The sequence below is a fragment of the Parabacteroides sp. AF17-28 genome (assembly GCF_003479205.1).
Taxonomy (GTDB): domain Bacteria; phylum Bacteroidota; class Bacteroidia; order Bacteroidales; family Tannerellaceae; genus Parabacteroides; species Parabacteroides acidifaciens.
This window is the reverse complement of sequence record NZ_QUGV01000012.1, coordinates 1-18,747: the sequence shown is the minus strand read 5'-3', so window position 1 is coordinate 18,747 and position 18,747 is coordinate 1. Positions and strand designations below refer to the sequence as shown.

Below are 18,747 nucleotides of genomic sequence, written 5' to 3'. Positions count from 1 at the left end.
TGCTATCAGACATTGTAAAAATATATACCATGAAAAGCCAACAATTACGTAAATTAGCTCCGGAATTGGATTCGCTCCGGTTAGGAAGCGGATGGAGCATCGAAGACCTCGGTAAGTCGCAAATCATCGTAGAAAGCAGCTACGGACACAGCCATCCCGGCAGCGCCCACCTCGACCAGCTGGTCGCCGAAGCCAGCAAAGGCGTGAATGACGGAGGAGGCCGGGCCGCCAACTACTACGTGACCGATATCTGCGACGGGGAAGCACAAGGACACGACGGCATGAACTTCTCGCTCGTCTCCCGCGACATCATGGCCGCCATGATGGAAATCCACGTAAAAGCAACCCCCTTCGACGCAGGCGTCTACATTGCCAGCTGCGATAAATCCGTTCCCGCCCACCTGATGGCGATCGCACGGTTGGACATGCCCGCCGTCTTCATACCGGGAGGCATCATGAAAGCCGGCCCGAACCTGCTCACCCTCGAACAGATCGGCACCTACAGCGCCCAATACGAACGGAAGGAGATCAGTGAAGAGCAATTCATGGTCTATAAACGGGATGCCTGCCCCGAATGCGGCGCCTGCTCCTTTATGGGGACAGCCTCCACGATGCAGGTCATGGCCGAAGCATTGGGGATCGCCCTGCCGGGTTCAGCCCTGATCCCGACACAAATCCACTACCTGAAAGAGATGGCCCGCCAAGCCGGCTACCGGGTGACCGAACTGGCCAAAGAGGACCTGAAGCCATCGGACATCATGACACGCAAGGCATTCGAGAATGCCATCATGGTACACGCCGCCATAGCCGGTTCGAGCAACAGCCTCCTGCACCTGCCGGCAATCGCCCACGAATTAGGTATCCAACTGCCCCCGGAACTGTTCGACGAGATCCACCGCAAGATCCCGTTCCTGCTCAACATCCGCCCCAGCGGTTTCTGGCCGGGCGAATATTTCTGGTATGCAGGTGGCGTCCCCGCCATCATGGAAGAGATCAAAGAGTTCCTGCATCTGGACGTACTGACCGTAACGGGCAAAACGTTAGGTGAAAACCTCGACACCCTGAAGCAGAGCGGCTTCTACGAAGGATGCCGTAAATACCTGCAGGCCCTCGGCGTAAAAATATCCGACATCATCAAACCCCTCGATAACCCGATCCGGGCACAAGGCGCCATCGCCATCCTGACGGGCAACCTCGCACCGGAAGGCGCCGTCGTCAAGCACGCCGCCATCTCGCCCAAACTGATGCAGGCGACCTTGAAAGCACGCGTATTCGATTGCGAAGAAGACGCCCTCCAAGCCGTACTGACCAAAGACATCCAGCCGGGCGAAGCCGTCTTCATCCGCTACGAAGGACCCAAAGGAAGCGGTATGCCCGAAATGTTCTACACGACAGAGGCCATTGCCTCCGACCCCGAACTGATCGAAACAATCGCCCTGATCACAGACGGACGCTTCTCGGGTGCCACGCGCGGCCCCGCCATCGGTCATGTCTCCCCCGAAGCCTCCGAGGGCGGCCCCATCGCCCTGGTAGAAGACGGCGACCTGATCCGTATCGATATCCCCGCCCGCAGGCTCGACATTACCGGAACCGGCGGCATCCCTAAAAGCCCCGAAGAGATGGAAGCGATCCTCTCCGAACGGCGTGCGAATTGGGTGCAACCCGCTCCACGCTTCAACACTGGTATTCTGAGTATTTTCACCCGCAACAGCGTTTCGCCGATGAAGGGTGCTTATATGGAGGATACCCGCCATGGCTGATCCGGCAACTTTACTGTTAGTCACGGTACTGGCTATCGGACTGTTGCTGGTACTGGTATTATGGATCAAACTGCATCCCTTCCTCTCGCTGCTGATCACGGCCATGTTCTTAGGTATCGCCTCCGGCATGCCGTTAGGGAAGGTGACCGACTCCATCCAAAACGGCCTGGGCGGGACATTGGGTTTTGTGGCAACAGTTGTCGGCATCGGCAGCATCTTCGGCCAGATACTCGAAGCATCCGGCGGGACGGAAGCGATAGCCAAGACGCTGATCCGCCGTTTCGGGAAAGAGAAGGCGCATTGGAGCCTGTCGTTCGCCGGATTCCTGATTGCGATCCCCGTGTTCTTCGATGTGGGCTTCATCATCCTCGTGCCGGTCGTCTATGCATTAGCGAAAGACACCAAGAAATCGACTTTATTCTATGCCATTCCCCTGTTGGCGGGGTTAGCTGTGACACATACGTTTATCCCGCCTACGCCCGGTCCGGTGGCGGTTGCCGATATGTTAGGGGCCGACTTGGGATGGGTGATCCTGGTCGGGACGATCATCGGCTTGCCTGTTGCCATCATAGCGGGCCCGTTGTTCGGGAAATACATAGGAAACAAGATATATGTCGCTCCGCCGCCCCACGTGATGGAAGAGTTGGAGAAAGGGGACCGGACGGACGAAGCCCATTCCCTCCCCTCCTTCGGCATGGTGTCTGCCATTATCGGCATCCCGCTGTTCCTGATGGTGATTAAATCGATGGTCGAACTGTTTATCAAGCTGGGATATATGGGGAAAGGAATCTTCTACGAAGTGACCTCTTTCCTGGGGCATCCGTTCACGGCGCTGATCCTTGCGACACTGATCGCCGCTTGGTTATTGGGCACACAGCGGGGCTACACCCGTAAAGAGCTGCTCGACATCAGTACGAAAGCACTGGCTCCGGCGGGCATGATTATCCTGATTATCGGTTCGGGAGGAGCATTCAAACAGATGTTGATCGACAGCGGCGTCGGCGATGTACTGGCACAACTGATCTCGAAAACACAGTTCCCACCGATCATACTCGCCTTTATCATTGCAGCGGCAGTCCGTATCATCCTGGGCTCTGCCACAGTCTCGATGATTACGGCAGCCGGGATTGTCGGCCCTATACTGAGTGCCTATAGCCTTTCGGATATGCATTGCGCTTTGATTGTGATCTCGATCGCCTCCGGCGCCACCATCCTCTCGCACGTCAACGACAGCGGCTTCTGGCTGGTCGGCAAATACTTGGGGCTGACAGAGGTCCAAACACTCAAATCATGGACAGTCATGGAAACGATCATCGCGTTAGGGGGATTCGGGTTGGCTTTGGTGTTGAGTTTGTTTGTATAAAAATATAGGGATGTGACAAAAGCCCGCAATGACACACTAAAGCGTCAGGACTTGCTTTTGCCACATCCCATAGTTTTTTAGTCTATATGGATATTCCTGGTTTGCTTGATCCGTTTGATGCTGGAAGCGGCATGAACGATGTCCAACACCTCAATGCGCTCCTCGCAAATACGGTAAATAATCAGGTGGGAATCCAGAATGATGTTCCGGTACATACGGGTTTTCGTAGTCAAGTGACGGCATTCGGGGTAATAGGGATAAGTCCTGTCTAATTCGTACAAAGCAGATTTTATCTTACAGATATAAGCTTCTGCTTGGAAATATCCAAATAAGTCAAGGCCTTGTTCATATACATTGCTATAACTTTCCCAAAAAACACTGCTTGCTATAATCGACTTCTTAGGAATTCCGCTTTCCATTGTTCAAACTGTTTGAAACCCTCATCTAAGGTCATAAACGGCCCCTGCTCGATCTCATGAATATGGTTCCAGAGTTCCTCTTGGGTAACATGGAAAGGTTTGTTGGGGTTCCAGTTGTCATGATTGGATAAGGCTTGGCTTTTCCGTACCCGGCCGGTTTTGGCGGGCTGGTTGACTTTGGGCGTAAGGTTACTTAATTTTGTCATAGTTGTAATTTGTTATAAATTAATGTATGGACAAAGATAGGGATTTAATTGGAATATAGGGAGGGTTGGACAAAAGAACATAAGAACAAATGATGATTTAACGGTATATCTCTTAATGGGGCGCTGCCCCATGCCTCAGGCTCTCTTTTGCCGTTCGTTTCAACGAACGGATTGATAAGTCCTCGGCTTTGCCGGATTCCTCTGTGGGTTTCAACCCCTTTCAATGATTTACAGGACAGCCCTTTATAAAAGGGGCTAAAGCCCACAGAGGAAGAGGCTCTGCCTCCTAATCCTTATAACCGTCCGTTGAAACGGACGGCAAAAGAGAGCCTGCGGCACGAGTAGAGATGCACGGCCGTGCATCTCTACAGACCGTTAAATCATCCTCTACCTGATCACCACCTTATAGGTTCTGCCGTCCACCCGGACGAGATACAAGCCGGCGGGGAGGCGGTGTTCCGTGCTGCCGGTGGTGCGCTGTTGTTTCAACAGGTGGCCGGTGAGGGTGTAGACGGAAAGCGTTTCTTCTTTCGGGGTGTATATATATAAGGTAGAGCCGAGGGCCTTTACCTGTACTTCGCCGTTGATGGCGGCGTTGGAGGTTGGGTCGTCGGGGGTATCGCCGCCAGGGATATCACCGCCAGGGGTGTCGCCGCCGGGAGTGACGGGGGGAACGGGTGGCGGGACGGGGCGGTCCTTCAGTTCGAAGGTGATGTCGGCGTAGGTGGCCTCATTGCCGGCGACGTCTTTCACGGTCAATGACAGGGTATGGCTGCCTGCGGTGCCGGTTACGGTGAAGGAGGCTTCGGGGGCGCTGTTTACATTGTCATTGTGCCCGACGTTGGCGGGGTCTGTGCTGCCATCCAGCGTGTAGCTGTAGGAGGCGATGCCGCTTGTGGCGTCGGTCAGGGTGAAGGTGGCTTCGAGGTAGGAGACTGTCGGGGCACCGTCTTTCAGGGCCGGGGCGGTATGGTCGTACTTCACATACTTGGTCTTCTCGTAGACGATCTCCGTCGTGGTGCGGCGCAGGTTGTATTTGACGGTATAGCTGCCTTCGGTCGACCAGGTAAAGCTGCTGCCATACTCCGGGGCGTCTTTCAGTTCGCTGCCTGTGAGGGCGATCACGAAGTCATCGGGGGCGGGAGCGGCGAAGGTAATGCCGCCTTCGTTGGTGTACCAGCCATCGTTGCCACCGGCTTTTTCCAACGTGATATCTATCGTGGAGGGGTCGGTATCGACATAAGTGGCCGTAATGGTCTCGACGACGGTCAGGGCATATTTAGTATCATACCCATCCGCTAAGGTAAGCGATCCTCGTTTGATGGTCCTGGTGCCATCAGTGTCATTCCCATCTAACGCCAATGCGCCATCCAAGGGTTTGTCGCTACCGAGAATGCCGGCTACTTCATACAAGATCGGCTCATTCTTATAGAGCTTCTGCCCGCTCTTCGGAGTAACGGTCAGGTCAGCCAGCAGGTTGAAAGAGAGGTCGTCGTAGGTCTTCGTATTCCCGGCGACATCCGTAATTGTCAATGCCAACTTGTGGGGACCGGCAGTAGTGTTTTCTATAACAAGCTGGCAGCTGTTCTTTGGTGCATCTTCTACCTTTTCTGTCTGCTCTGTACCGCCATCCAGCTTGTAACTGTAGGAAGCGATACCGCTTGTGGCATCCGTCAGGGTGAAGGTTGCTTTCAGCTTGTCGATTGCCGGGGTTTCGGATGATAGTACCGGGGCGGTATGGTCGATCTTAACCTCTTTTGTCTTGCTGCCATAAACGGTTTGTGCTGTAGTTTCCCTCTTCAGGTTGTAGGAGACGGTGTTGGTTCCTTCGGTATTGGCAAAGACAAAGCTTTCACCGTAAGTCGGGGTAGAAGCATCGCCGTTTACCTGTGCTATCGTGAACCCGGCAGGGGCCGTAAAAGTAATCCCATCCGTAGTCGTAAACCAGTCGTTACTGCCGTTCGGGGTAAGCGTTACGTCTGCGGCACTGGGCTCTATATCGAAATGAGTAGCTGTTACGCCTGTGAGGAATTTCAGGTCATAAGTATTTGCACTCTCTGTTGTCAGTGCAAGCGTGCCTTTGTCGATAACGTTATTACTGATACTAAGCGCACCGCTGAACGCCACAGCCTTGTCTTTTATCTCCCCGTATGTCTCATACTCGATCGTCTCCCCTTTATAGAGAATCTGTCCCTCTTTAGGGGCGACGGTCAAAGGGGCTTTGCTTATAGTAAAAGATAGCGTCAAAGGATCACCGGTAAGCCATGTATTGCTTTTGGCCGTAACCGTAATATTGCCTTTTCCGATATTGGTGTTATCTGAATACGACACACTATAAACATCCTCATTGCCAAGTCCCCCTTTCAACGTCACCCCCGGCTCTATCGTTTTGCCGGTATAAACATAATCCGGTATGGGGTTAGGAACAAACATATCTGCCGATAAGGCAAGTGCTGTTACTACGCTGTTGCTACCGGATGTCATAGTCCCGGTGAAAGTCCCTTTATTCACAATAGTCCCGCTATTTTCCAGCGTTCCATTGTTCGTAATCGTCCCCTTGTTCACCACAATCGCATCCTTCTCCACCTCCAGTGTCTTGCCAGTTTCTACCGTCAATGTAAAACCGTCGGGTATGACCACACTCTCACTCAAGGTCATCTTATCTCCATAAATCTTGCCAGTCTTACCCTTAAACACGATGCCTTCCCATTTAGCATCGTTTGTTGTGCTGCTTATCCCGACATTATTATCATCATCACTTTCTGTGTTATAGGCAAAGACAACCGCATTACCCGTGATCTCAACTGCCGTATTGGTTCCTCCTATAGGGACAGTGTTGTTTTGGTCATAAGCAGATGCATCCACCACTCCTCCGGAAATCGTAATTGTACCACCAGAGCCTGAATCTGTATAATCGGCACCGGGGCCAATAACGGGGCTACCATGTCTTCCATACGCCTTCACCAGCCCTCCTGTAATGGTAATTTCTCCGGCACCACCACCCTTACCGCCTCCAATAGCGGCACCGCTCGCAGAGCATGATGCTTTTATATGACCTCCATTGATTGTAACATTTCCACCATCACAACCTTCGCCACCACCGATAAAGGCCCCTGTTGGAGAATTCTCATTTGAGTTCCAACCTATATTTCCACCATTAATTATTATTTTACCTGTATTTGGGGTAGGACTTCCAGCACCTGCACCAATTCCAGCTCCGGAAGCCCAAAGACTTATTGCAATCGTACCACTCTCAATTATTATTATGCCACAGTTTTCACCGCTGTTACCACCAATAGCAGCTCCTTTTCGAGAGTTAGTAGTTAGCTTTCCATCCCCCTTAATAGTTAAAATTGCACCAGGTGGAACATGTAATTTCGCTTTATCACTATTATTACCTCCCAATATATTTTCCCCTGTAAGAAAAAGAGTCAATTTTACGCCTTCAGATAGGGAAAGGGGGGAATGATCAGCTTCACTGTTTTCGGCTTTTACTCCATTCAACGTAATAGTATGCGTCCCACTTTTGATATCAATCATATTACCTGTCCCATCGTTCGATTGTGTAATCACATAACTGCCTGTAAACTTCGTTTCCTGTTTAGTCCCTGTAGTATTCTGTGTATATCCTGTTTCGGTTATCGTAATGCTTCCCTGTGTTAAATCAAGCGTTTTTGTTCTCTCCTGTCCGTAAAGGTAAGTTGTAAAAAGCAGGGTGAGTGCTATCAGTAATCTTGTCCTCATTGTTTAATATGCTTAATGAATAATTTGTTGTGATTTGTAATCGGATTGCCTTGCTTCCCACCAATACGCCCTATTGGTTAGAAGCAATACGACTGATTGGTTAGAAGCATAGGCACCCTATTGGTTAGAACCACAGGTACCCTATTGCTTAGAAGCAATACGGCGTATTGGTGGGAAGCAATCAGGCTATCTTATAGAATGCCGGGGCGTTCCACTCCACTATCCGGAGTACCGTCGGTACATTTCAATTGCTTGCTACTGAACTCAATGCGCGGCGATTTGAGCAACAATGCGCTGTTCGATCCTGCCCCGGATTGAGTGATATGCACCAACTGATACATACTGCCGAGCTTCAACCCGCCGGGCACCATGAACATAAGGCGTTTCGGTTCGTTGTTGAGGACGACGGTTGCTTTGATGCGGGTGTCGTCCGCAGCGCCCACTTCCTGGATGTAGATGCCGACCGACTCGTCGTCGCCTTTCAAGGCGAGGTTGACGCCTTTGACTTCGAGCACCTGGCCGGAGGTGAGGCTCTTGTTCACTTCGCCGTTGACGGTGTTGATGATGGTGTCCATCTGGGCGTAATGCTGTGCCGGGCCCATGTTTTCGACCATTGTTTCCAACATCGCCTTGCGGACGTCGGGACCAACCGACATCGAGGCGGTCACCTCGTGCTTGGGCCGCGTGAACGGTTCGTTAGCGGAGTTGAAGACGCCTTTCACGCCGAAGCGGAGGGTGAAGTAGTCGAAGTTAATGTTGTTGCCCATCAACCCCATCTCGATACCCTTCTCGGCGATGAGGCGGAAGTTACGGATGAGTTGCTCTTTCGATTCGGTCGTGGTGCCGTCTTGCACAACGAGCTGTGCGACGTCATCCAAACCGTAACTCATGCCGCCGATAATACTGAGCGTATAATCGTTTTCGTCGTCTGTCAGGTTATTCGGGTTCGTGTTGCCCCGAAGCTTGCCTGGCTTTACTTTTTTTGCCATGATTGTTTGTTTTAAATTGATATTAGGAATTATGTTCTCTTATAAAATGACTAATGAAAACGTACGTTTTCATTAGTCATTTTAAAAGTGCTTCCCAGCCCTTATCAATAGAGGGTTACAGCCCTTCCACAGTACCTCTTTGGAAGGGTTATTGCAGTTTCGTAACAGCTTGATAATGAGTCTATCCTTTTGTCGTATTTTGGGCTTTTTTACGTTTCGGGCAGATTTGGGGGTTTCGGGAGGTACGTGTTTTTTTGTATCTTTGTGCACAAAACGATACAAAAATGTATAGGCTAATTCATTTATTGACACTTTTAGGAGTTATCTCCTTCATTTCATGCAATAGTAAAAAGCAATATTTCGAAGAGAGCGGCACTGTGTTTCATACCTTATACAACATCAAGTATGAGGCGCCGCAGATCCTGACAGACAAAATCGACGCAGAGTTGCAACAATTTAACCTGTCTCTTAATCCGTTCAATCCCAATTCGATCATCGCAAAGGTCAATAACAACGACACGGTGGAGGTGGACGATTGGTTTACGGAAGTGTTCAACAAATCGATGGAAGTTTCGCGCAACTCGGATGGCGTTTTCGACATCACCTGCGCTCCGTTGGTCAACGTCTGGGGATTCGGGTTCAGCAAGAAAGAGAGCGTGACGCCGGAGATGATCGACAGCCTGCGGGCGTTCGTCGGTTACCAAAAGGTGCATCTGGACGGCCGGCGGGTGGTGAAAGACGACCCGAGGCTGCTGCTCAACTGCTCTGCCATCGCCAAGGGGTATTCGTGCGACGTGATTGCCCGCCTGCTCGAACGCGAGGGGGTGGAGAATTACATGGTCGACATAGGCGGCGAGGTGATGATGAAGGGCGTCAACCAGAATGGCGCGTGCTGGCGTGTCGGTATCAACCTGCCGGAAGACGACTCGACGGGCGTCGTGAACAAGTACGACGAGGTCATCCAGTTATGCCGGAAAGGGGCGATCGCCACTTCGGGCAACTACCGCAACTTCTACATCAAAGATGGCAAGAAATATGCCCATACGATCGATCCGCGAACCGGCTATCCCGCCCAGCAGAGCGTGTTGAGCGCAACAATCGTTGCCGACGACTGCATGACCGCCGACGCCTATGCAACGGCTTTCATGGCGATGGGATTGGAGAAGGCACGGCAGATGGCCGCCTCGTTGCCGGATATCGAATACTACGTAATCTATGCTGATGATAATGGAAAGCACCAGATTGAATATTCAAAAGGGATGCTCCAGTATCTGCCTAAACGAAAAGCGATGCTTAGCTCGGATAAACCCTGATTGATTAAATATGATAAAACACTTCCCTAACCAGTTCGAATGTAGAATGGCAAAGGCAGGCGAGGTTTTATGCAATACCGAAGACACCGGCAATGTGTTACTGTTTGTTTCGTCCGGAAAGGTGGCTGTCCTTAGCAGGGAACAGGCCCCGGTCATAGAAGTAGACGAAGGATATTTTGTATTATTACCTGCCGAAAAAAGCTTTATTGCCACAGCTGTTACCCCGGCGCAGACCGTGCTTATGCAGGCCGGTCCGCTTTCTGAAATAATAACGGACGACCCGGAATGGGATCCGGATCGTCCTGTGATACTCCCTATATTCCCATCTCTTGCCAAAACCTTATATCTGATCGAACATTATCATAAGGAGGAACGGAACAGGTTGAATTGAATGATGTGCTAAATCATCATTCAATTTATGATGCAACTGACCTTGTTCGTTATGTTATCCTGATGCAGGGTGACGAGCACCTTGTTGTTGTCGCTGTACTGCCAGTCGGTTACGGGGACGTTGTTTACCTGTACTTGGGTGGGGCGCTGCGGGGCGTCGATCTCCAGTTCGTATGTCCGCGACCGGTATATGCCGTCGTAAGAGCCTTCGACGGGGAAGACAGTGAACTCGATCTTTTGCCCGCTTTGCCTGCATTCGAAGCGGGTGGCGGCGATGGCGCCCGTTTCGAAGTTGTAGGTGAGGCCGTCGTCTTCATACATCGTGTAGGAAGTGGTTCCTTTGGGGAAGACTTTCACCATTAATGTGTCCAGGGGCTTCTCGCCGATATACTGCATTTCCTTTTGGAACGGAATGATGGCACCTTCGCGGACAAACAGCAGGCCGGCCCGGTTGTCGGGAACCGTATGCTGCACCTCGCGGCCTCCGGCGAGCTTCTCACCTGTCCAGTAGTCGATCCAGTTGCCTTTCGGCAGGTAGATAGAGTCGCTGAATATACCGACAAGGAAGTTCTCGCCGAACATATACTGATAGACCATATCGTCCGTCTTGCGGTCGTCGGGGAACATCAGCGGCATGGAGCGGACGATAGGCATACCGGTCTGCGCGCCTTCCAGGGCTGCCGAATAGATATAGGGCATGAGGGAATAGCGCAACTTCACATAGTCGCGGTACATCTTCTTTTCCTTTTCCGGGAAGTAGAAGGGCTGGTGCAAGGAGTACCAGCTGTTGATCTGCACCCAGGGCAGGAAGAGGCCGAAATGCAGGCTCTGCAATTCTTCGTCCTTATTCACATTCATCACGTCGCAGGATGTGTTCATGAAACCGCTCATCCCGAGGTTCAACTGGTCGAAGAGGGCGGTACGCCCGCCTCCGTTATCGCCGCTGGTCGAGGCGCTCCAATGCTGGGTTCCGGCCCAGCCGGCGGTGTAATGGTGCCAGGAACGGCGGCCTGTATGCTTGCGCGTCATCTTGTACATTTGTTTCGGGAGAAGGACCTGGTTCAGGTTGTGCATTTCCTTATCCGTACGTCCGTTATAGTAGTTGAAGCCGGGGTGTTCGTCGATCGTGCGGGCGGGGTCCAGCTTGAAGCCGTCCACGCCGTTGTCCATGAAGTGGGTCAGGTGGTCCATCCAGTGTTCCAACCCGGAAGTGTCTTTTCCGGCTGCGGCGGCCAATGCATCCTCTTCGGCGATGCTCAGGTCATATTCTTCGCACAGCCAAAGCCCCAGGTGATAGCCCATCCCATGCAGGCGGCCGATGAGGAGGCGGTGGTTCTCCTTCTTCGGATAGCGGGTCGAATCCCAATAGGCTTCTGCCGAGAACAGCTTATAGTTCCATTTCTTCTTGGTCGAGAAGTCATAGCGTTTCTCCATCCACTGGGGTTCGAGCCAGAAGAGGTCGCAGGGTACGCCCATGTCGCGGAAACGGACGGCATCGTTCAGGATATCGAACTGGTTTTCGAGCATGTTCGGTCCGAAGCATAAGCCGTACGCCCATTTCGGAAGCAGGTAGGGCTTGCCGGTAATAGTCGTGTAATGGTTGATCACGTCGGGCATCGAGTTACCGAACATCAGGTAGAAGTCGGCCTCGTCCGTCGTGTTATAGATGGAGAAGACATCCGGCTGGTAGCTGCCGATATCGAAGAAGTTCTTGCGTGTCGTATTGTTGAAGACACCCCAGTTTTCGGAGCTGATCATAAAGGGCATCGGTATCTCGGTGTGCTGGTACGTGGTCCACATGCGGAGCAGTTCGCCGCGGTGCTGGATATGGTCGCGGCTCGTGCTGCCGCCGCCATAGAAACGTTCGCCGTCTTTGAGGGAGATGGAAAGGATGCTGGTGTTTTTATAGTCACCGGTTTCCGCCATGTCCTTGGATGATCCTTTGCTGCTGTCGTCGCCGATGATCGTACCGTTGTTCGGCACTTTCATATCCTTATATTTGGCGTTGATGACTTTGCCTAAGTTCGTACAGAGCGGATCGGCGGAGGTCAGGAAGACGGCTTTTTCGATGATCACCCGGCCCTTGCGGTCGGCGACGGTGATGGCACCGGTCTTTTTATCGACTTTCAACCGGTAGGCGCCGGTCGATACTTCAAACTGCTGTTTGTTGTCTTTCGGGGAGACCGCTACGGGTTCCCAATCCGTTTTAATGATGCCGTAGCGTTGCATCAATGACTCTGAAAAGGCTGGACGAGGCGTAATCCGTATCCGGAATATTCCATCCGTGCATACCTCCACATTCATATTCAGCCCGTTCTGCAGGCGGACGTCAAAGGTCTGTTTCCCATTCGCCGCAAAGACGGACTGCAGGAAAAACAGGCTTACAAGCAAATAGTAGATCTTTTTCATGATACTCAAAAGTTAATATCACAAAAGTACAGACTTCCTATTTGCCTTACCTTCAATAAATCACCTTAAAACATAGAATTTTGTCAATTCTTTACAGCTTCTTCAACTCCTGGTAGAGAAGCCGGACGGGCAGGCCCATGACGTTGTAGAAGCTACCGTTGATGGCTTCGACCGCCACATACCCGATCCATTCCTGTATGCCGTAGCTGCCGGCTTTGTCGAAGGGATGGTATTTATCTACATAATAGATGATTTCCTCGTCGTCCAACTCGGCAAAGCAGACTGCCGATGCGGCGGAGAAGGAGATGGTTTTCTCCTTTGTCGTGATGCAGACACCCGTTACGACCTCGTGGACACGGCCGGAGAGTTTCCGCAGCATGGCGATGGCGTCTTCACGGTCTTTCGGCTTCCCCAGTATCTCATCAAAGGTCCACACAATCGTATCGGCTGTTATCAGCAACTCGTTATCGGGCATTGTTTGCAGATAGGCTTCCGCCTTTTTCCGGGCCAGATAGACAGGGATGTCTTCCGCCTTTAATGTCTCCGGGTATGATTCGTCTATGCCGGGGATCACCTGCACTTCAAAATCAATATCCAATCCCGCCAGCAACTCACGCCGGCGGGGGGAGTTGGAGCCCAGGACGATCTTATATTTCTTTAAATTAGGTAATACCATATCTCATAATTCATAATTAATATCTCTCCTTTTCCTCTCTTACCAACCGAACGCCTCGTCTCCCATCCAGTGCCCCTGCGCCTTCATCGTCTGTTCGATGATATCGCGGGCGACACCTTCTCCCCCGTTTTTATGGGAGATATACTTGGCTATGCGCTTAATCTCCGGTGCGGCATCGGCAGGCGCCACAGGCAAACCGACTAACTGCATCACTTCGTAGTCGGGGATATCGTCACCCGCATACATCACCTCTTCGGGCTGCAACCCTGTCTTTTCCAGGAAATCCCGGTAGTCATGGACCTTGACGGCGCTCTTCATATATATATGGGTAATGCCGAGACGGGAGAAACGGATCTTCACTGCCTCCGTATAACCGCCGGTAATGATCGCTACCTGGTACCCCTTCTTGACGGCAAGCTGCAAGGCGTAACCATCCTTTATATTGACAGTGCGCATGGGATCGCCATTGGGATGCAACGAGACTACGTCGCACGACAGGACACCGTCCACATCAAAGACAAATGCCTTTATCTTATTCAGGTCATAATTGATACTGCTCATATTTGTGCCTCCTTATGTATGCTTTGGCTGATCAGCTGGTAGACAGACCGCATATCGGGATCGTCCAGCATGGCCAGGTGTTTATTGATTACATTCTCGTCATAGCGGATAGCCGGACCGGTCTGCGCCTCGGCGGGCGTCATCGTATGCACCTTGGCTGCCGTCTCGTCGATAAGCGGCAGCAGGACATCGGCCGGTATCTCCTGCCCCTGTAATATTTTAACAGCTAACGCATAAATATGGTTGGTAAAATTACAGGCAAAGACGGCGGCCAGATGGAGGCTTTTACGTTTGTCGGACGACAGGAAACGGACATTCCCGGAAAGCGCTCCGGCTATCTGTAGCAGTTTGCCGGCATTCTCCGGCGTATTGGCCTCCAGGAAAAAGGGGATCACGCTAAAGTCTACGGGACGCGCTTTGCTGAAGGTTTGCATGGGATACATGACTCCATAGTCGGCTGTATATCCGCTGAAGACATCCATCGGCATACTGCCTGCCGTATGCACCCACAACCCGTTGTTCGGCCTGATCCGGACGATCACATCTGCCAACACCGTGTCTTTCAGGGAAAAGACATACAGGTCGGCGTCCGTATCGACCTCTTCAGGAACAGTTGTCCAGGGGCAGCCCAACTGCGCAGCCAGCCGTTCGGCGTTTTCCGGCGTATGGCTATATACCTGCCCGATCCGCATACCTTTCCGGTACATTTCGAGCGACAGGCGGGTCGCCAGGTTGCCGGAACCTAAAAAGATGATCTTCATGCTTCTTCCGGTCCGTTTTCGCCCGGCATGGGATATGAGCCTAAATGTATCTTTTCCCATTGCAGGTGGGATTCGTCAAACGGTTTCCGTTCCTGGTCCTTATATCCGAAACCGATAATGGAAAGGACTTCTAACTGGTACGGGATATTCAACAGGCCGCGTACATACTGGGCGGCATCCGCATCGTCTTCCGTCTGGCGGTTCCGGATCTGACACCAGCAGCTGCCCAACCCGAGGTCTTCGGCCTGCAACTGCATATAGATGGAGGCGACGGAAGCGTCTTCCACCCAAACATCACTTTCCATCACATTCGCCAGTACCACGACAGCCAGCGCGCAATCTTTCAGGAAGGCTGCTCCCACCGGTTTGCATTCCGACAGTTTTGCCAACATCTCTTTGTCTTCCACGACAACAAACTGCCAGGGGTTCTTCCGCTTGGAAGCGGGTGCCATAAGGGCGGCTTTCAATATCATTTCCACCTGTTCCGGATTCAATAACCGGTCCGTAAACTTACGGGTACTTCTTCTGTTTTTTATCAGTGTTGCGAAACTTTCCATTTATATCTTACTTTATATATATTGCTAAACAGATAACAAAGGTAATTATTTAGCTGATAAAGAACAAAAGAATGAACAAGTTTGGGGCATACGGAAAATAAATCCTTATTTCCTGCGTTAGTAAAGCTATAACTATAATAGATTATGAAGATTCGTGCAATAGCTGCGCTACTATTTATATTATTTTCGATACCGGCTTTCGGACAGGGACGTGCCAAAATCAGCGGTTATGTCCGCGATGCAGACGGAAACCCGCTCGAGCTGGTCAATATCCGGGTGAAGAATACGTTGAACGGAACGATGAGTAATGAAAAAGGCCACTACTCACTCTCGGTTGCAACCGGGGATTCGGTCACGCTTATCTATTCATGCCTCGGCTACAACAAGGCAGAACGGATTATTCCACAGGTAACTAAAGACATGCGGCTCAATGTCCAGATGAACTATACCTCCATCGAACTGGGGGAAGTCACCACCACCGCAATCCGCAAACAGACAACAACCCTTGAAACGCTGAATGCCGACCGGGTGAAGCTACTTCCCGACCCTGCCGGGGGGAGCATCGAAAGCCTGGTCGTTACGTTTGCCGGCGTCTCCTCCAACAATGAGCTTAGTTCGCAATACTCGGTCCGGGGCGGAAGCTATGACGAGAATATCGTCTATGTCAACGGCCTCGAAGTATTCCGTCCGCTCCTGATCCGTTCCGGACAGCAGGAAGGGCTCAGCTTTATCAATCCGGACCTGACGGAATCCGTCAATTTCTCCGCCGGGGGGTTCGAAGCGCGTTACGGGGATAAAATGAGTTCCGTATTGGATATCACATACAAAAAGCCCAAAATGTTTGAAGGGTCGGCCTCTGCCAGCCTGTTAGGCGCCAATGCCTATATCGGAAGTTCTTCGGGGAAATTCACACAAGTGACCGGCTTCCGTTACAAGACAGGCCGTTCGCTGTTAAAGACCACCGATACGGACGCCGAATACGACCCGAACTTCATCGACCTGCAGACCTATATGACCTACCAGCTTGCCCCTAAATGGGAAGTGAACTTCCTGGGTAACTTAGCGATCAACAAATATACATTCATCCCGCATACACGGGAGACGTCTTTCGGTACGGCAACCAATGCGAAAAAGTTCATGGTGTATATGAACGGACAGGAACGGGACAGGTTCGAGACCCTGTTCGGGGCACTGACACTGAAACATAACCCCAACGAACATACCGAATTGGGCCTGCAAGCCTCCGCCTTTACCAGTAAAGAAGAGGAAGGGTATGACATTGCCGGTGATTACTGGTTGGGAGATGCCGCCGAAGAAAACGGCGGAGATATGCAAGAGCTGTCCGTAGCCCGCTATAACGAGCATGCCCGCAACCGATTACATTCGAATATCATGAACGTCGGCCACTATGGAGTCGCCCGCCTGAAGAACAACACCTTGAAGTGGGGCGCAACCGTACAGATGGAGAAAATCAACGATAAAATCAGTGAATGGGAAAAGCGGGATTCCGCAGGTTACTCGCTCCCGCAAGGCGGCGGAACGGTTAACGTAATCGCCAACCTGTTTTCCGACAACGAGCTGGAAAGTACCCGCATCTCCGGCTATCTTCAGGATATATTCAAGTTCCGTACCAAGCAAGGATTATTCACGTTAGTAGGCGGTGTACGCGGCAGTTATTGGAGCTATAATAAGGAATTTATATTCAGCCCGCGTGTTTCGCTCGGGTTCATTCCGAACTTCGACCAGAACCTGACTTTCCGTCTGGCTTCCGGCCTGTACTACCAGTCTCCGTTCTATAAGGAGCTGCGCACTACCGTACAAGACGAATATGGCAACAGCATCATCCAGCTGAACGAGAATCTGAAATCCCAACGCTCCATACATGTCATTGCCGGTGGCGATTATACCTTCCGGGCATCGGGCCGTAACTTCAAGCTCAGCGCCGATATGTATTATAAAAAGCTGGACAACCTGAATCCTTACACCGTAGACAATGTGAAAATCCGTTACTACGGGGAGAACTGCGCCCAAGGCCATGCGATGGGACTCGATGTCAAATTCTTCGGAGAGTTTGTTCCGGGTACAGACTCCTGGATCAGCTTCTCGCTGATGAAGGCGGAACAGAGCATCCGGGGCAGCAAATATGTTCCGATGCCGAACAGCCAGGGATATAACGTATCGGTCTTTTTCCAGGATTATTTCCCCGGCTACAAGCGTGTCAAGCTGAATTTGAAAGGCGTATTGTCCGGCGGCCTTCCCGTCACAGCCCCGCGTACAGGCTATGAAGACGGTTATTTCCGCACGCCGGCCTACAAGCGTGTAGACCTCGGTTTCTCTTACCAGCTTGCCGGAGGAACGGATGCGATCATGGACCGGGGCTTCTTCCGCAACCTGAAAAACATCTGGCTGGGACTCGATGTGTTCAACCTGTTCGACATAAAGAATACAAGCTCTTATTATTGGATCACGAACATCGACAACCATCAATACGCAATCCCGAATTACTTGACCGGCCGCCAATTGAATGTCCGTCTTATTGTAGACTTCTAAAAAAGCGCTTAAGAAGCAGGAGGGATTTGAAAAAAGTTTCAGATCTGACAAGAATTGTGGCTTGTTGTACAAAAGTAAGCATTGCCTTTCTTTATAATCATACCAAACATGATAATATAAGGCAAAATGAGACATACTATATCGATTTTCTATACTGAACGAGAAACGGTTTTATGTAAACATTGATGTTCAACGCTTGTATTCATATCCTGAACGGAAAACGGTTTTTCCCTACCATATATATTAATATAAATATATATACAGTTCCTTTTTTCTTTATTCATCGATAATGATATCCGGAAAAGAAAACAATTGTCTGTAACCGCAAAAACAATTATTTTTGAATGCGAAGACAATTGTTTTTAACCACACAGACAATTGTTTTCTCATCAGAGAATAATGAGAAAAGACACAATGTGATAATGTGCCAATCATCATTTGTTCTTTTGTTCTTCTGTCTAAAACTCACAGATAAATTATTTACAATAACCCCCTTTTCGGCGGTTTTTCTATTTCGTCCGAAATTCTGATCCATTTTGGATTGACTCTTTTCACGGTTTAAGCCCTCCTTTCTGACAACAAGAAAAACGAGGTGCGCAGTCCGTTTCGAAAAAATGTGCAATTTGATTGTCGGAAGGCATAAATGCCGGCAAAGTGATAAACCTTAACTCCTGGAGAATCGAATATTTGAAAATAAAACGGACGGCGTTCCAAATATCCCAAGGAAATTCAGGTGCTTTTTTGCCCTTAAGACGGTCCTCTTTTCAATTACGACCGTCCCAATCGCCATTGCGACCGTCCTAATCTTCGCGAGGTGCCGAGTGCACTACACATTAGCACGGTCACAATGGCAAAGAGGACGGTCGTAATTGTTGAAAACGCTCAAAAAAGAGGAAAAAGTCCCTTTTTGACGGTCGAAAAGTGGGTTAACGTTTATTTGCTTTTAGCTCTCTTTTGAGGCTTGAAAATACGTTTTATACAATAAGCCCCCCTAATGGCTCTCTAAATTTGGATTCCATCAATTCCCGGAGTGGAAGGTTATACAAAAT

14 protein-coding genes are annotated in these 18,747 nt (G+C 50.7%); 5 read left to right on the top strand and 9 right to left on the bottom strand.

All coding sequences use genetic code 11. The annotated features are described in order from the left end of the window. The first annotated feature begins 29 nt into the window (after positions 1 to 29). Together ilvD and DWW90_RS10445 are read left to right on the top strand one after the other, a co-directional pair. Entirely contained in the window at positions 30 to 1,760 is a 1,731-nt protein-coding gene (gene ilvD / locus DWW90_RS10450) for a dihydroxy-acid dehydratase (RefSeq protein WP_122344925.1), read from the top strand. Next, complete coding sequence (locus DWW90_RS10445) at positions 1,753 to 3,123, top strand: gluconate:H+ symporter (RefSeq protein WP_122344924.1); 1,371 nt, start codon at positions 1,753 to 1,755, stop codon at positions 3,121 to 3,123. Before ilvD ends, DWW90_RS10445 begins: the two co-directional genes overlap by 8 nt. 77 nt (positions 3,124 to 3,200) lie before the next feature. Here DWW90_RS10445 and DWW90_RS10440 read toward each other — a convergent pair whose 3' ends face one another. The 4 genes from DWW90_RS10440 to DWW90_RS10425 all read right to left on the bottom strand — a co-directional run bounded on the left by DWW90_RS10440 (position 3,201) and on the right by DWW90_RS10425 (position 8,481). Next, positions 3,201 to 3,542 (bottom strand): type II toxin-antitoxin system RelE/ParE family toxin, encoded by a 342-nt coding sequence (locus DWW90_RS10440; RefSeq protein ID WP_122332518.1) that lies wholly within the window; start codon positions 3,540 to 3,542, stop codon positions 3,201 to 3,203. Then, on the bottom strand, positions 3,509 to 3,748 hold the full coding sequence (locus tag DWW90_RS10435; protein WP_122332519.1) for a hypothetical protein: 240 nt from the start codon (positions 3,746 to 3,748) through the stop codon (positions 3,509 to 3,511). Before DWW90_RS10435 ends, DWW90_RS10440 begins: the two co-directional genes overlap by 34 nt. 387 nt (positions 3,749 to 4,135) lie before the next feature. Next, positions 4,136 to 7,492, bottom strand: a complete 3,357-nt coding sequence (locus DWW90_RS10430) for a hypothetical protein (RefSeq protein ID WP_122344923.1) — start codon at positions 7,490 to 7,492, stop codon at positions 4,136 to 4,138. Positions 7,493 to 7,683: 191 nt separating this feature from the next. Next, on the bottom strand, positions 7,684 to 8,481 hold the full coding sequence (locus tag DWW90_RS10425) for a DNA-binding domain-containing protein (protein WP_122344922.1): 798 nt from the start codon (positions 8,479 to 8,481) through the stop codon (positions 7,684 to 7,686). Between the two features lie 284 nt (positions 8,482 to 8,765). On the opposite strand from DWW90_RS10425, the gene DWW90_RS10420 reads away from it, so the two are divergent. Together DWW90_RS10420 and DWW90_RS10415 are read left to right on the top strand one after the other, a co-directional pair. Beyond that, positions 8,766 to 9,794, top strand: a complete 1,029-nt coding sequence (locus DWW90_RS10420) for an FAD:protein FMN transferase (protein ID WP_122344921.1) — start codon at positions 8,766 to 8,768, stop codon at positions 9,792 to 9,794. Positions 9,795 to 9,804: 10 nt separating this feature from the next. After that, complete coding sequence (locus DWW90_RS10415; RefSeq protein ID WP_115500163.1) at positions 9,805 to 10,185, top strand: hypothetical protein; 381 nt, start codon at positions 9,805 to 9,807, stop codon at positions 10,183 to 10,185. Positions 10,186 to 10,205: 20 nt separating this feature from the next. Here the strand turns inward: DWW90_RS10415 and DWW90_RS10410 are convergent, their stop codons facing one another. From DWW90_RS10410 to DWW90_RS10390, 5 genes are all read right to left on the bottom strand, one after another. Beyond that, positions 10,206 to 12,593, bottom strand: a complete 2,388-nt coding sequence (locus DWW90_RS10410; RefSeq protein WP_122344920.1) for a TIM-barrel domain-containing protein — start codon at positions 12,591 to 12,593, stop codon at positions 10,206 to 10,208. 91 nt (positions 12,594 to 12,684) lie between these two features. Continuing rightward, positions 12,685 to 13,269 carry a Maf-like protein gene (locus DWW90_RS10405; RefSeq protein WP_122332524.1) on the bottom strand — a complete coding sequence of 195 codons (585 nt, stop codon included), beginning with the start codon at positions 13,267 to 13,269 and terminating at the stop codon, positions 12,685 to 12,687. A gap of 39 nt (positions 13,270 to 13,308) precedes the next feature. Beyond that, positions 13,309 to 13,830, bottom strand: a complete 522-nt coding sequence (locus tag DWW90_RS10400) for an HAD family hydrolase (RefSeq protein WP_115500165.1) — start codon at positions 13,828 to 13,830, stop codon at positions 13,309 to 13,311. Continuing rightward, on the bottom strand, positions 13,827 to 14,591 hold the full coding sequence (locus DWW90_RS10395; RefSeq protein WP_122344919.1) for a Rossmann-like and DUF2520 domain-containing protein: 765 nt from the start codon (positions 14,589 to 14,591) through the stop codon (positions 13,827 to 13,829). Before DWW90_RS10395 ends, DWW90_RS10400 begins: the two co-directional genes overlap by 4 nt. Further along, positions 14,588 to 15,148, bottom strand: a complete 561-nt coding sequence (locus DWW90_RS10390; RefSeq protein WP_122344918.1) for a nitroreductase family protein — start codon at positions 15,146 to 15,148, stop codon at positions 14,588 to 14,590. The genes DWW90_RS10395 and DWW90_RS10390 overlap by 4 nt, the downstream gene beginning before the upstream one ends. A 144-nt stretch (positions 15,149 to 15,292) precedes the next feature. On the opposite strand from DWW90_RS10390, the gene DWW90_RS10385 reads away from it, so the two are divergent. Continuing rightward, positions 15,293 to 17,698: a TonB-dependent receptor gene (locus DWW90_RS10385; protein WP_122344917.1), complete on the top strand. Its 2,406-nt coding sequence runs from the start codon at positions 15,293 to 15,295 to the stop codon at positions 17,696 to 17,698. Positions 17,699 to 18,747: the final 1,049 nt, after the last annotated feature.

What these genes read in the sequence shown, in the direction of transcription:
- ilvD (WP_122344925.1), top strand. Translation starts at nt 30, where the DNA reads ATGAAAAGCCAACAATTACGTAAATTAGCTCCGGAATTGGATTCGCTC.
- DWW90_RS10385 (WP_122344917.1), top strand. Translation starts at nt 15,293, where the DNA reads ATGAAGATTCGTGCAATAGCTGCGCTACTATTTATATTATTTTCGATA.
- DWW90_RS10400 (WP_115500165.1), bottom strand. Translation starts at nt 13,830, where the DNA reads ATGAGCAGTATCAATTATGACCTGAATAAGATAAAGGCATTTGTCTTT.
- DWW90_RS10395 (WP_122344919.1), bottom strand. Translation starts at nt 14,591, where the DNA reads ATGAAGATCATCTTTTTAGGTTCCGGCAACCTGGCGACCCGCCTGTCG.
- DWW90_RS10430 (WP_122344923.1), bottom strand. Translation starts at nt 7,492, where the DNA reads ATGAGGACAAGATTACTGATAGCACTCACCCTGCTTTTTACAACTTAC.
- DWW90_RS10445 (WP_122344924.1), top strand. Translation starts at nt 1,753, where the DNA reads ATGGCTGATCCGGCAACTTTACTGTTAGTCACGGTACTGGCTATCGGA.
- DWW90_RS10415 (WP_115500163.1), top strand. Translation starts at nt 9,805, where the DNA reads ATGATAAAACACTTCCCTAACCAGTTCGAATGTAGAATGGCAAAGGCA.
- DWW90_RS10405 (WP_122332524.1), bottom strand. Translation starts at nt 13,269, where the DNA reads ATGGTATTACCTAATTTAAAGAAATATAAGATCGTCCTGGGCTCCAAC.
- DWW90_RS10390 (WP_122344918.1), bottom strand. Translation starts at nt 15,148, where the DNA reads ATGGAAAGTTTCGCAACACTGATAAAAAACAGAAGAAGTACCCGTAAG.
- DWW90_RS10440 (WP_122332518.1), bottom strand. Translation starts at nt 3,542, where the DNA reads ATGGAAAGCGGAATTCCTAAGAAGTCGATTATAGCAAGCAGTGTTTTT.
- DWW90_RS10410 (WP_122344920.1), bottom strand. Translation starts at nt 12,593, where the DNA reads ATGAAAAAGATCTACTATTTGCTTGTAAGCCTGTTTTTCCTGCAGTCC.
- DWW90_RS10420 (WP_122344921.1), top strand. Translation starts at nt 8,766, where the DNA reads ATGTATAGGCTAATTCATTTATTGACACTTTTAGGAGTTATCTCCTTC.
- DWW90_RS10435 (WP_122332519.1), bottom strand. Translation starts at nt 3,748, where the DNA reads ATGACAAAATTAAGTAACCTTACGCCCAAAGTCAACCAGCCCGCCAAA.
- DWW90_RS10425 (WP_122344922.1), bottom strand. Translation starts at nt 8,481, where the DNA reads ATGGCAAAAAAAGTAAAGCCAGGCAAGCTTCGGGGCAACACGAACCCG.